Annotated in this window: 16 protein-coding genes; 3 read left to right on the top strand and 13 right to left on the bottom strand. The window is 46.3% G+C overall.

Annotated features, from left to right (window positions below; translation table 11 throughout):
* Positions 1 to 60 precede the first annotated feature (60 nt).
* From CZ379_RS04955 to CZ379_RS04925, 7 genes are all read right to left on the bottom strand, one after another.
* Positions 61 to 621 carry a DNA cytosine methyltransferase gene (locus tag CZ379_RS04955; protein ID WP_110930647.1) on the bottom strand — a complete coding sequence of 187 codons (561 nt, stop codon included), beginning with the start codon at positions 619 to 621 and terminating at the stop codon, positions 61 to 63.
* Positions 622 to 624: 3 nt separating this feature from the next.
* Positions 625 to 816: a hypothetical protein gene (locus CZ379_RS04950; protein ID WP_110930646.1), complete on the bottom strand. Its 192-nt coding sequence runs from the start codon at positions 814 to 816 to the stop codon at positions 625 to 627.
* Positions 813 to 1070 (bottom strand): hypothetical protein, encoded by a 258-nt coding sequence (locus tag CZ379_RS04945; RefSeq protein ID WP_110930645.1) that lies wholly within the window; start codon positions 1068 to 1070, stop codon positions 813 to 815. The genes CZ379_RS04950 and CZ379_RS04945 overlap by 4 nt, the downstream gene beginning before the upstream one ends.
* Positions 1060 to 1254, bottom strand: a complete 195-nt coding sequence (locus tag CZ379_RS04940; protein WP_110930644.1) for a hypothetical protein — start codon at positions 1252 to 1254, stop codon at positions 1060 to 1062. The genes CZ379_RS04945 and CZ379_RS04940 overlap by 11 nt, the downstream gene beginning before the upstream one ends.
* Positions 1251 to 1556: a helix-turn-helix domain-containing protein gene (locus CZ379_RS04935; protein ID WP_110930643.1), complete on the bottom strand. Its 306-nt coding sequence runs from the start codon at positions 1554 to 1556 to the stop codon at positions 1251 to 1253. The genes CZ379_RS04940 and CZ379_RS04935 overlap by 4 nt, the downstream gene beginning before the upstream one ends.
* A complete protein-coding gene (locus CZ379_RS04930; RefSeq protein ID WP_110930642.1) occupies positions 1553 to 2398 on the bottom strand; it encodes an antA/AntB antirepressor family protein in 846 nt (281 codons plus the stop codon). The genes CZ379_RS04935 and CZ379_RS04930 overlap by 4 nt, the downstream gene beginning before the upstream one ends.
* A 262-nt stretch (positions 2399 to 2660) precedes the next feature.
* Positions 2661 to 2852: a helix-turn-helix domain-containing protein gene (locus CZ379_RS04925; protein WP_110930641.1), complete on the bottom strand. Its 192-nt coding sequence runs from the start codon at positions 2850 to 2852 to the stop codon at positions 2661 to 2663.
* A 295-nt stretch (positions 2853 to 3147) separates the two neighbouring features.
* Between CZ379_RS04925 and CZ379_RS04920 the strand changes: the two genes are divergently transcribed.
* The 3 genes from CZ379_RS04920 to CZ379_RS04910 all read left to right on the top strand — a co-directional run bounded on the left by CZ379_RS04920 (position 3148) and on the right by CZ379_RS04910 (position 5247).
* Positions 3148 to 3567, top strand: a complete 420-nt coding sequence (locus CZ379_RS04920; protein WP_110930640.1) for a helix-turn-helix domain-containing protein — start codon at positions 3148 to 3150, stop codon at positions 3565 to 3567.
* A 31-nt stretch (positions 3568 to 3598) separates the two neighbouring features.
* On the top strand, positions 3599 to 4015 hold the full coding sequence (locus tag CZ379_RS04915) for an ImmA/IrrE family metallo-endopeptidase (protein WP_234404826.1): 417 nt from the start codon (positions 3599 to 3601) through the stop codon (positions 4013 to 4015).
* 71 nt (positions 4016 to 4086) lie between these two features.
* The gene (locus CZ379_RS04910; protein WP_110930639.1) at positions 4087 to 5247 is read left to right on the top strand and encodes a tyrosine-type recombinase/integrase; all 1161 of its coding nucleotides are present in this window, start codon (positions 4087 to 4089) and stop codon (positions 5245 to 5247) included.
* A 2-nt stretch (positions 5248 to 5249) separates the two neighbouring features.
* Here CZ379_RS04910 and rlmH read toward each other — a convergent pair whose 3' ends face one another.
* From rlmH to CZ379_RS04880, 6 genes are all read right to left on the bottom strand, one after another.
* Complete coding sequence (gene rlmH / locus CZ379_RS04905) at positions 5250 to 5729, bottom strand: 23S rRNA (pseudouridine(1915)-N(3))-methyltransferase RlmH (protein ID WP_110930638.1); 480 nt, start codon at positions 5727 to 5729, stop codon at positions 5250 to 5252.
* 402 nt (positions 5730 to 6131) lie between these two features.
* The gene (locus CZ379_RS04900; protein ID WP_110930637.1) at positions 6132 to 9245 is read right to left on the bottom strand and encodes an alpha-mannosidase; all 3114 of its coding nucleotides are present in this window, start codon (positions 9243 to 9245) and stop codon (positions 6132 to 6134) included.
* Positions 9246 to 9260: 15 nt separating this feature from the next.
* Positions 9261 to 9512 carry a NifU family protein gene (locus tag CZ379_RS04895; protein WP_110930636.1) on the bottom strand — a complete coding sequence of 84 codons (252 nt, stop codon included), beginning with the start codon at positions 9510 to 9512 and terminating at the stop codon, positions 9261 to 9263.
* A 34-nt stretch (positions 9513 to 9546) separates the two neighbouring features.
* On the bottom strand, positions 9547 to 10386 hold the full coding sequence (locus CZ379_RS04890) for a carbohydrate ABC transporter permease (protein WP_110930635.1): 840 nt from the start codon (positions 10384 to 10386) through the stop codon (positions 9547 to 9549).
* A 72-nt stretch (positions 10387 to 10458) separates the two neighbouring features.
* Positions 10459 to 11379: a carbohydrate ABC transporter permease gene (locus CZ379_RS04885; RefSeq protein WP_110930634.1), complete on the bottom strand. Its 921-nt coding sequence runs from the start codon at positions 11377 to 11379 to the stop codon at positions 10459 to 10461.
* 17 nt (positions 11380 to 11396) lie between these two features.
* Complete coding sequence (locus CZ379_RS04880; RefSeq protein ID WP_110930633.1) at positions 11397 to 12824, bottom strand: extracellular solute-binding protein; 1428 nt, start codon at positions 12822 to 12824, stop codon at positions 11397 to 11399.
* Positions 12825 to 13018: the final 194 nt, after the last annotated feature.

Here is a 13018-nt window from a genome sequence, read left to right as displayed (position 1 = left end):
ACATCACCCCTCAAAGATCTGGACTGACCTTCGCCCGTTGTACCGACCGCATCAGCAGCATTAGGCGTTGCCCAAAGCCCCGGCGATGAAGACGCGGAATCTTTCGTGCGATGCTCCGACCGCGCAAGCTGGAATAAGGATTGGGATCGACCGATACCCCATGTCTTCAAAGTCTTGCCGGATGCTTTCGAGTACCGTCTGCGCTTCTTCTTCGGTAAATCCTTCGTCTTCCAGCACAGGCTCCCAATCTGACTGCGCCATACTGACGAGCCCTCTAACATTTTCAGCAATAACCCAAGTCGGTCGGCACTCTTCGATGACTCTCCGCATTTCTGGCCAGAGATATCGGTCATCAGCCGTTCCTTCTCTCTTGCCTGCGTGGCTAAAGGGTTGGCAAGGAAATCCTCCGGAAATAATGTCAATTGCCCCAATGCCAAGTTTAGTCAGCTCCTCTCTCGTCAAATTTCGGATATCGTCTATGATAGGCACTCCCGGCCATCGTTTGCGCAGCACATTTTGGCATGCTGGTTCCCGCTCACAAAAGGCAACAGTCTTCATACCTACAAGATGAGTTGCTATATCGATACCGCCGTATCCGCTAAATAGGCTTAAGTGATTCACGGCTCAGTCTCCTTTCAAAAGATCATCCCGAATCTCTTCGATCTCCAAACTAGCAGCACGTACCTCCCGTAAAGCATCCCGTAAAGCAGGGTGCTTACTAGCCCTCAAGGTCTGCCTGGCACGCTGTAGATAATTAAGAGCTATATTAAGTTGTGCCGCTGCCGTTTCTGCGTGCATCTTCTCCTCGTTGGTCATATTCCATATTCTCCTTTCAAATTAATAGGAGTCGATTCAAGATAACGACAATGCACAGTACGGTTTGTGTTAGCTACATTTTTATAAGCAAAATCCTTGGCGGCCTCCTCGTTGGTATAGTAGAGAATATTTTTGTCGTTGATATCCTCCGTGATGTGCATCCCGTAAGCACCATCACTGTAGGCATAAAAACCAACTGATGCCCCTAAGGCGTTTACGTATGTTTCTGCAACAAACCAGTATCTAGCTTCCATGTGAATCCTCCCTTCCCGCAATCATCGTTTTGGCTCCCATCACCCGAAGCAAGCAATCTGTGGAGCAAATCAGATCGTGCCCCTTCTTCCAGACTGGCTGTCCGAAGAATATTTCAGCGTTGCATTCAGGATCCGCGCAAATGTCGATCACTTCATTTGAATCCAGATCTAAAACCCTACTCATAGGCTGTCACCGCCTGTCTGGTAGTTTTTCGCTTCTTCGTCTCGTTTCCAGCGGTCGAGGCTGACGGAGCTAAATAAGTACCGAGGACTTCGACTTCCTTCTGCGCCCACAGTTCGGTGCGGTATGCGTTTACCTTTACAAAGCTTACGGAGCGTGTAATCGGACATCTGCAAATACTCACAGGCTTCTGAAAAGGTAAGCGTCTTGTCGGATGCGACAGACAGGCGTTCTAAAATTCGCTTTTCAGCCTCCACGACGTGCAGGGCGACGATATCAGCAATAGCTTTCTCCAAAGCTGTCATCGGCTTCTCGCCTTCTTTCTTTTTGGCCTAGGGACGTACCCGTTAGCGATCTCCACAGCAGCCAGTCGAACCAGTTCATCCTTGCCCATTTCGTTGTATTCCGGCTGCGTAATGCCTGACACTCTGTTTCCGTTAAGAGAGACAAAACGACAATATTCAGACGTTCTCAGATTGTGGCGACTTGCTAGCTTTCCGATCAAGTTCGTAGTTACGCCGGCAATGACTGCAATTTCACTAGATTTGTACCAGCGACCCCCGTATTCATCGGTTTGGGGTTCATGCTCCAATTTATAAGGAGCGCGTTCATAAGGGGCGCGAGCACTTTTCGGTTGCTCTACCGTCCTTAACACCCTGTCAGCTATTTGTTTTCGGTACAGCGCTTCGTTGTCTCCGTCTAAAAAACCGTCTCTCACGCTAACCCGAAGCAGCTGCATAAGCTTGATCGTCTTATCGATTTCTGCGATCTTCTGGGTTACTTCGGAATCAGCTAATGGAACCAAAGGGGCTGCCTCCCTGTAACGTTTCTCGACTTCGATAAAATAGCGACGTGCTTTACGACCTTGATCATTGTTCTCTACCATGGCTAGTTCCTTTGCCATATCGAGCTTGAGAATGTAGTCGGTGCGTGGCCTACCGCCGTTCTCAGAGGTATTACTCAAAAATGAGTGAAAGTCTTCTCCTTCAACGAAACCGTATTTTTTGATCTGTCTCGCGATCCAGTCGTTGAATCGAGATCCTACATTCAGAAAGCCGCAAAGCTCCCTAGCGTCTACTACTTTCTCGCCAGTATCTGTTGTCCGATAGATGGGCAGCAGATCGTTGGCTAATAAAACCTTGTCCACGGGGACACTTCCTTTCTACGAGGTATAAATACCAGAATCCTTGAGAATACAGATTACTAACGAATAAGTCAGATGAACGGAAATCTCCGTTTAACAAATATTGCGCGGCGAGGTATTATGGTAAAACTTGCAGCTCGACTAGAAATCTGACTCTCCTTCTTAAAGAAGGACAGTTCATCACCCTGAGACTGTCGGTCTTTTTTTTGAACGATAGCTACAAAGCTCTCATTCTCAGTAGACTTCTGTTAACGAACCTTGAAATTCACGATTCGCTATCCAAGCCCAACATTTCAGCAATGATAGGCTTTTGTTTTTCACCTTTCCGATTTCCCCTCAAAATATCGGAAACGTAAGGCGTAGAAACATTTAGTTTTTCTGCAACGTCCTTCAACGTGATTCCTTTTTGGAGCATGATCTTTCTTGCTTCCGCCCCGAACTCTGAATACTTCTCCAACCTTCACCCCTCCCTTAAGATAAAAATGCTATTTGATTAGCTAAAATGTTGACATTTTTACGCGAATAGTTTAACCTATACCCATAGCTAAATAAGACTTTTAAAAAAGCCTGACACAATACATTTTGTCCGCTCCCCAGCTTCGAAAATTGTATTTATTAGGTCGTATTTTTTCTTGTCTTTTTCGCTAATCAAATAGCTTATGTCAGTAATATTAAACTATAAGTATAAAATAGTCAACACTTTTTATGCTAATTATTTAATTCAGTATTACTGGCCACAAAGGATGGTCGATATGGAAGTATTTGAGAGGGTAAAGAAACTATGTGACGTACGAAAGATATCCATTAATGATCTAGAAAGATCGCTGGGTTACTCCAAAAACACTTTATATAGGTTGAAAACCCAGAACCCTGGAGCAGACAAACTACAATTAATAGCTGACTACTTCAACGTTTCCACGGACTACCTACTAGGTCGCACAGATGATCCAGATATCGCGACAAGCAACGCTCCTGAATGGGCGACAGCAAAAGATAAGCGCGATTTGGAGAAATACCTAGCTGATCCCCAAGGGCTGTTCTATAAAGGGATAGAATTCTCAGAGGAAGATCGAGCTAAGATGTTAGGGATGCTCGAAGCCATGTTCTGGGAAGCAAAACGACAAAATAAGGAAGCTTACAGAAAATCCAGACAGAAGAACAACGAGGAATAACATCGGTCTGCCCGCATCAGGAGGGGATGAATTGAACATAAAGCGCCGGGCTAGGAATCTATACCGAAAATACAGGACTAGTTGCCCTTTTACGATTGCGAGAATGTTAGGCATTACGATTATGTTTCTCGATTTGCCGGATAACGTAAAAGGCTATCAGGACAGAATACTTCGCAGAAAGATCATCGTCATTAATGATAATTTGCCGGATGAGGAGAAGCGGTTTATATGCGCACATGAACTCGCTCATTTCAGGCTTCATAAAGGCCATAGCCACTATTTCATTACCCGACATACTGGATTTCCGTTAGGACGCTACGAGAATCAAGCAGATGAGTTTGCTACCCATTTGTTAACGGCTGGCGAAGAGCTAAATGCAGACGAGCCACTGGAATGGTACTTAAATCGGTGCGGCGTACCGAAAGAAATGGAGAGATATTTATACTAACCTTCGCGCTTACCAGCCGCAGGGCTGTTCATTATACATAAAAATAGAACATATGTTTGGAGTGATTGAAAGTGAAAGGAAGTATCGAAAAGAGAGGAGAACGATCTTGGCGCCTGACCATCGACGTTGGCGAGTTTCCAGACGGCACACGGGATCGCCGCCGAAAGACCGTTGTCGTAGAAGATAAAGCGCTTCTTAAGACAACGAAGAGACTCCGCGACTACCTCGATGATCAATTGGCCGCTTTTAAAATGGAGATTGAATCGGGAGAGTACATTCAGCCTGGCAACTTCACTTTGAAAGAGTTTATTGAAACAAAGTATACAGATAGACATCTGAATAAGTTGTCACCCAACACAATAGAAACGTATAATGGGCATCTAAAAAAACATATCATTCCTGCCCTAGGTAACAAGCGGATCCAGAATATCAAAACGCTGCACTGCGTAGATTTTATAGGCACACTCTCCCACTACTCCATTAGCATGCAGCTCTGTATTTACACGATTTTAAAAAGCGTGTTTGCAAAAGCGAAACAGTGGAGGATGATAAAAGTAAATCCGATGGATGGGGTGGATCGCCCCAAAGGCGACACTCGATCTAAGCAATATTACGACTCAGAACAAGCCGCTGAAGTCTTGGAGGCCCTGCAAAAAGAACCTAACAACTGGAGGTTATTTTTTACAGCCTGTATGATTGGGGGTTTTAGGCGCGGTGAGATGCTCGCTTTAGAGTGGAGTGATATTAACTTTACCTCCCAAACCTTTCACATAAACAAAACCCTTGCTGCCGGACAGGTAATAAAAAAACCGAAGTCCGAAAACTCTGAACGTGTTGTAAAAATGCCTAAATGGTTCATGGATGACCTATCTGCATTTAGGAAGGAGTGGGAAATCGACAAAGAAGAACAAGGAAGTCTGTGGCAGGGCGAAGATCACGAATATGTGTTCCACAACGGAGTGGGAAAACCCTACTACCGGGTAGTACCGTCCCACCGTTGGAAGGAGTTTACTACCAAACATGAACTCCCTCATATCCGCCTCCACGATCTCCGACACACTGCCGCGACTCTTTTGCTTGAAGAAGGCGTAAGCCTAAAGGTGATTCAGGAACGCCATGGGCACGCTGACTTTCAAACAACCGCTAATATCTATTCCCACGTAACTAAGAAACTTTCCGACGATGCTGTAGACAAGCTCGAAAAGTTTCGTCCCCAATTCGTCCCCAACTAGCTTTATTTATGGTATCGAATCCCTTTATTTATAGTAATAGCGCGGTATATTTGTTCAGTCAACACCAGGCGCATGAGCTGATGAGGCAGCGTCATGCGCCCAAACGACAGCCGCTGCTGTGCGCGGCTGAGCACCCCATCGGCGAGCCCATGGCTCCCGCCGATGACAAACACGACATGGCTCGTCCCATATGTGCCGAGCCTGTCCACGCAAGCGGCGAGCTCCTCCGAGCTCCATAGCTCGCCGCCCACATCCAGAGCGATGACATGCGCATCGCTCTTCACCTGGGCCAGCACGCGCTCGCCCTCGCGTGCCTTCACCGCCTGCACCTCCGCCTCACTCATCGTCTCCGGCGCCTTCTCGTCGGGCACCTCCACGACTTGAAACTTCACATACGGGGCAAGCCGCTTTGCATACTCCGCGATCCCCTGTACCAAATACTTCTCCTTCAATTTGCCAACGGCTACAATTTGAATGAACATTTTTATACCCCACTTTAACTTATATAAATATTTTGGATCATACCAAACCTTTAGCCTTCCTCATGACATTCTTTTAGCTGTTCAGTTACCCTATTGCTCAATAGCATTAATCAATTCATCCCAGCTTCCAGTTGCGAAATAGCTCTAATCCGTATTACCAGCACGGCATCACTTTACCAAATGAATTATAGCTTTGTACAACATTTTCATAAAAACTACCTTCACCGCTACATTAAAGCTTCCTCAAGTTTAGGTTTGCCATCCCAAGGCTGTCAACACAGGCTCAACGTGCATCTTCAAACCATCGCATCCGAAACACGAATAAAGGCAGCCCATCCTCTCTCGAGGGCGGACTGCCTTCTCTGTGCTAATTTATTTCTCAACTAGACTGACATAGATGCCTTACTTCTGTGTTAACCTCACGCTAATGATCTGATTAGGAGTATACGGAACCTCAATCGTATTTTGCTCAAAGGCTACTGGCTTCTCCACATTCTCCATCAAATCACATTCCATCGCAGACCCGATTGCAAACGGCAGAGTAATCCGAGCTGTGCCGCGTGAGCCGTAAACTTCAGTCAAGCGTAGAATAAGATCATTGCTGCCATCCTCCGCAAGCTTGAACGCTTGTACCTTCAATGCGGATGCCGTATTCTCCAGAAGGCTTCCCTCATCAACAGACAACTTTCGATCCGAATAAATAGGCGCAGGCTGATTAAGCTGATAGGCGCTTTCGACCATGCCTTCGGTAATCGCGCTTGAACCGTGTGGATAGATCGAATAAGTAAAGTAATGTGTACCCAGATCGCTTTCCCGATCCGGACGAATCGGAGCCTTCAACAGACTGAGGCGAATCACATTATCCTCTACATCGCAGCCATATTTGCAATCGTTCAGAATCGAAACTCCAAACGTACCTTCAGACAGATCAACCCATTTGTGGCACGGCACCTCGAAACGCGCCTGCTCCCAGGTCGTGTTCTTATTGTTCATTCGCTCCAGCACGCCCGCCGAAGTATCTGTTGTGTAGGTTCTTGCTTTTACATTCACAGGGAATGCTACTTTCAACAGCTTTTCCTTCTCGCGCCAGTCGATCCAGGTTTCAAAGTCAACGCGAGGGCTTTCCGCATACAGACGGACAATTTGCACTGCCCGGCTCTTGCTGAAGGACTTCTCCATGCGAATCGCTACGGAGATGGGGCCATCTTCTACTACAGTGATGTTGTTCCAGCCATCGAAGTTAATTTGATGATCCGTGTACGATTTTACAATATCCCAAGCATTATACGTTCCTGGGCAGTCCTCAAACAATTGCCATTGGTTCAGCAGAGCGCCTGGCGCATTAACCTGCTGCTGACGAACTTTGTCCACCATCTGAATGATATTACCTTCCGCATCCAAATGAACAGACACAAGTGCGTTCTCTAGGCAAGTTGTGGACACCCGAAGATCTTCCGCCTTCTCGACAACCGTCTCCGAAGCTTTGAACTCACCCAAGCTGAAGCCATCAAGCTCAATCTCAGTGCAGTATCTTTCTCCGCCTTCAGCCGATATTTGCTTTTGCACCGGGTAAATCCGGCCAGATTTGTCTATCATCGACGGCACCGTTACAGGCTGTTCAAAATAGGAAATCGTCTGCTTATCGGAAAAAGCATTAACCGCTACAAAGCTTCCGTTCTCAGGCTGAGTCAGAACCTCCAGCGCTCTGGAATTCAGCTCATAGAATTCTTCATTCATTTCCTGATACATTTGGATCGCATCTGTCCCTACCGGAGCGGTATGGCTGCCCGGCAGAATATCGTGGAACTGGTTGAACAGCAGCTTCTTCCATGGGATCGACACTTCTTCCTGGGTAACAACAATACGGCCCGCTAACAAAGATGCGATAGCTGCGGTAGCCTCCGTTTGCTGCGCAAGGAACTCGCCTTTGCGGTTGAACCGCTTCAGCTCACCCTTCGTCGTAAAGGTGCCGCGGTGCATCTCCAAATACAAATCGCCGTCCCAAGTCGGGAACTCCGAGGTATCCGCAAATACAGTATCCAGATACTCCTTGCCCGTCGTCAGACGCATCTGCGGAATACCGCCCATGTTCTGTTCGCGGTAATAATACTCCATCATTTCATTAGTGATACCGCTGCCCCCATCGCCGTATCCGAACATTTGTAAAGACTCATCGCAATAGGATTTATCCTGGAAGGCTTCCCAGCTTCCGATTACCTGGTTCGGATCCATCCAGCTATTGAAGTGTACCGGCGGCACACATGCTTTAACAGTCGTTCCGTCTAATCCACGCCATAGGAAATTGTTGTGCGGGAACAGATTCGTATCATTCCATGTGGACATTTTGTTCGATACAAAATAATTTACGCCGCCCTGCTGCAGAATCTGCGGCATAATCGCACTATTGCCAAATACGTCAGGCAGCCAAGCAATGTCGACATCCACACCGAATTCCTTCAAGAAATACTGTTTGCCGTACATAATTTGCCGTGCTAAGCTTTCCGCATTCACCAGATTGCAGTCAGGCTCTACGTACATCGCGCCAACGATTTCCCAGCGTCCTTCCGCCACGCGCCGCTTAACCTCTTCAAAGAGCGGTGGATAATACTTTTGCAGCGACTCATAAGCCCAAGCCTGGGTATGAGAATACTTAAATTCTGGGTAACGATCCATCAAGCGCAGCTGTATGAGCACAGTTCGGGCGTTCTTTTGGATCGTCTGTCCCATCGTCCAGTGATAGGCCAGGTCAAGGTGAGAATGGGCTACGCATGCCAGCTTGCCGTTTTTACCAAAGCGTCCGCTCTTCTCGTACACATTGTGTTTAATATATTCACGAATGCGCGGAGCAGCCTGTCTGAATTCCTCATCATCATCGCTTTCAAAGAAAGGGAACAATTTGAGAATCTTCTCCACATGACTAGCATAAAATTCTCTGGCGCCCTCTTCCATATTCTCGGCATAAGCACTTTGATACAGCATATCCAGGTCATATTTCAACCCTAACATTTCCTCATCAATAACGACCAGGCTCGGCCGCTTAAAGGTCTGAATACAGCCCTTCAAGTTTCTTGCTACCCCCCGGTCATCGTCCGGCTTGGAGCGGGTATAGCATTCCAAAATCATTTGATGCTGCTCGCCAGCCTTGGCTTTATCCAGAAATGCACACCAGCTGCGGTTCGGATCGAGCCCGTCCACATAGCGGCCATTGTCTGAAATAATCACTTCGGTTGCCGTGTACATGTACAGATAGACTTTCTTTCCGTCCAGCTCCTCCGGAATGGTAAAGTCACACTTGAACATGGAAGTGATGTCTGGCCCTCCCCATTTGTCCCCTTCAAAGATTGGGTGGAAATCATCCTCCCAAATGTAAGCATCCGGCTCATATCGGCCATTGCGTACTAGCCAGTTATCCAGCGGGTATACCTCTTTGAAAATTCTTTGATCCACCTGCTCGAACACAAGCTTAGACCATTTCTGCATACTAATACTTCTGCGTTCTACCGCAATGTGTGCCACTATATTTCCTCCGTTCTATCTTGCGTAGTAAGGAATGTGTTTGTTAATTTTCACCCGAAATTCCATGCCAAATCGTTTAGATACCCGCTCTCTGATCCATTCGTTCAGTTCCGGATCGACGCATGGACAAGAAGCACAGTCCCCATATGCACCCAGAATGATCGTGTTGTCTTCAAAACCTTCAAATACCACATCCCCACCGTCGACACGGGTCATAGGACGAATTTCATTCATAATAATGTCTTCAATCTGTTTTACAAGTTCCATTTCCAACCCTCCTTCTGATGTTCAAGGCGATTCCCTATCCCTTCACCGCGCCTGCCGTCATAGCAGAAACGATAAATCTTTGCAGAATGATGAAAATAATCAAGGTTGGGAAAATAGCGATAACTGCCGCTGCCGCCAAGTAATGTGTGGTAATAGAGTCAGCGGTAGACTGCAAATTAACTAGCCCTACCGAAATCGGGTACATGCTGGAATCGTTCAACAGAATAAACGGTACGATAAATTGCGCCCAGCTCTTGACCACGACTAAAATGACAACAGAGACGATTCCCGGAACAACCAACGGCAAAATGGCCATATACATCGTTTGGAATTTATTACAGCCGTCGATGGCAGCCGCTTCATCCAACTCCCTAGGGACTGTATCAACATAACCCTTGACGGACCATACCGCAAAGGGGAGAGCGACGGCGATATAAACGAAAATTAAACTTCCATAATTGTTCAGCATCCCCAAGCTGCTTAAGTACTTGTATAGCGGAATAACAATAATTAATGGTGAAATCATCTGGAAGAATAATACGGCCAGCATAGTCGCTTTCTTACCCCGATAATCAAATCTAGAGAAGGCATAAGCCGCAGGTAGAGTTAGGATCAAAGTACCGATGACCGTAGCAAAAATAATCACCAGCGAGTTCTTCAAGTAACCGAATATATCTGTCTTCCAAAGCACGTATTTGTAATTATCGAAATTAAACTGATTTGGTAAAAATTTTGGCGGAACAGCGAATAGTTCCGGTACCGTCTTGAAAGATAGCGATACGAGCCATAGAAAAGGTAACAAGAAAAAAAGAGAAATTAGGATATAAACAAAATATAAGCCGATTGAAGCTTTAATTTTAGCGCTCTTGTTCATAATACAGTCTCCTAACCTAGAGCGTGTGAATCCAAAATAAAGATTTGGATTCACACGTCACGGATAAAGTAATCAAGTGTTGTCGCTGCTGCGTCTAAGGAACCAGAAGTAGAAGGCCGCCATCAATCCGTTAATTAAGAGAAGAACCGTGGCGTAAGCCGAACCCGAGCCTAAATTCATATGCACGAAGATTTGATTATAGGCGGATAAGGCAAGAATCTCTGTTGAATTACCAGGACCACCGGAAGTCAGCGCCATGACCATGTCGAAGGTATTGAAGGTCGCGATAATATTTAATATGACATTAATCGATATCACCGATAGGATGGAAGGAATGGTTACGTGAATCAATCTTTGCCAGGCAGAAGCGCCATCAATATCAGCCGCTTCCAGAATATCCTTGGATATCGTCTTTAACCCGGAGTAAGAAAGAATCATACTTTGGGCCGTTCCCCTCCAAATATTGGCGACGATCGTACAGACCAGCGCCGATCCAGCAGCCGTTAGGAATGTCACGTTGTTAATACCTACAGCATTAAGCATAGAAGTTAGAATTCCGGACTCGGATTCATTCAGGAATATCTTCCAAATGACCCCGATGATAACACCTGGAATGGCCCATGCCAGCAAGGTGACCACACGAACAAATACCGTACCGCGAAGCCTAAGCTCCTCTCCTTTTACAATGGCAAGCGCAATCGCAAGCCCCAAAACCGTCTGACCAACGACGCTGAAGAAGACGAAGACAAAGGTTGTCCACAACGTTGTATAAATTTGTTTATCACTAAATATTTGAATATATGAGCTGAGTGTGTAGGAATAATCTTTTCCCGTCAGCGATGCATCGGTAAAACTATAGCGAATCACTTCAAAAGCCGGGTATACGAAGGTGACCAATAATACTAGAATTAATGGAGCAATCCAGAAGAAGGGCCCCCGAGACAGCTTGCGTATTATCCCCTTTTTAGATGATTCAGTTGCGGCTTGAAGCATGCGTTTCACTCCCTAAATTACTTGCCTGCTTTTTTGATAACTTCCTGCAAAGCTTGCTCGGCCGTCTTGGAACCAGTAACAATATTACCAATGGCAATCTGCAACTCGCTCGATAGTGTCGTGTACTCAGGCACCGGTGGCCGGCTTTGCGCTTGATCTAGATAGGCTGCAAAGCTCTTATAGTACTCGTCCTCGGCGAAGGCTGGTGTCGTATCAAAGACCGACTTTCTTGTCGGAAGGAACCCGCCGATCTCACACCATTCACCGGCAGCCGAGTCGTCTGAATAGAGACTTAGTACAAAATCAGCAGCCAGATCTGCTTTAAATTTATCCTTGGCAAACACCACGTTTGTCCATCCGCCTGCAGATGAGCTGCTTGTATCGCCTGCATTGACGACCGGCAGCTCGGCAATTCCCCACTTCGCATCAAAAGCATCAGCACCTATTATTTCTCTTAACTGGGGTACGGCCGAGCTTGAAGCGATAAACATACCAAATTTATCCGTGGTCAAATCTCCAAACATGCTTGATTCCTTGTCAAATTCTACAATTCTTTGTGGTGAAATACCCTCTCCCACTGTATTCTCGAAGAATGAGAGGAAGTTCAGCATGGCCTTATTCGCATCTCCATCTGCAAATGCGAGACTATTGTCTTCGTTCAACAATGGGAAGCCCTGGCTCCAATATATGCCCAGATGATTATTAACTGCACCTTCGTTACGACCTGCGACATAGATGAGTCCTGTCATTCCCTTATTGTTCTCTTGCAGCTGTTTAGCTGTGCTAATCAACTCGTCAACCGTTTTCGGCGGTGTATCAATTAAATCTTTTCTGTAGTACAAAGCACGAACGTCTGTTGTGTACCAATCACTTAAAATATCTCCACCTGGCCCATCCGGCTGCATGGTACTGTGCATGAACGGGAAGTAGTCATCCATTGAAATGCCTTTTGCGGCGAAAGCATCATTCAAAGGCTGTGCATACTCAGCGAAAGTCGGCATCATGAAGGAGTCTACTGCAGCCACATCCGGTGCGCTTCCTTCATTAAGCTTGAGCTGCAGCTTAGCCATGTTATCGCCAGAGTTGCTTGAGGTACTGATTGGCTTAATCTTTACGTTGGGATGCTCTTCAATCCAAGCTTTCATTTTCTTAGTCAGGTAATCTACTCGAGCTGGCGAAGTCGCTTCCAACGACTGGCTCGGGTTCGGCTGCCATGTAATCTCAATTTCGGCATTTTGATAGCCGATCAGCATCGGAGTGATCATCATTTGCCCCTCTGGAACCTTCTTAGTAATATCTTCAGTCCCCGTAGAATTCTCTGCTGCCGGAGCGTTAGACTCATTGGCTTGACCAGCGTTGCTGCTGTTGTCCTTGGAACCACATCCACTGAGCAGCAACGTAAACACCATAACTGCTGCTAATACGTATAAAAATGTCTTTTTCAAAAATATTCCCTCCCATTACTTTAAGTATTATTGAGACACTGCATAACTCCCGTTGGTATGAAAGCACCTTCATGATTGTTTATTGACGCGCGGGACTTTCTTCGCCCTTTTGTTAACGATTTCAAAGTTGCTTTTCCCGTCATATAAAAGTGCCTTCCGGTGCCCTCGGACGATTAGCTTGTCCCCCGATACAT

The sequence above is a fragment of the Paenibacillus bouchesdurhonensis genome (assembly GCF_900155685.1).
Taxonomy (GTDB): Bacteria; Bacillota; Bacilli; order Paenibacillales; family Paenibacillaceae; genus Fontibacillus; species Fontibacillus bouchesdurhonensis.
The sequence above is the reverse complement of the archived record's forward strand: the minus strand, read 5'-3'. Positions and strand labels throughout refer to the sequence as shown.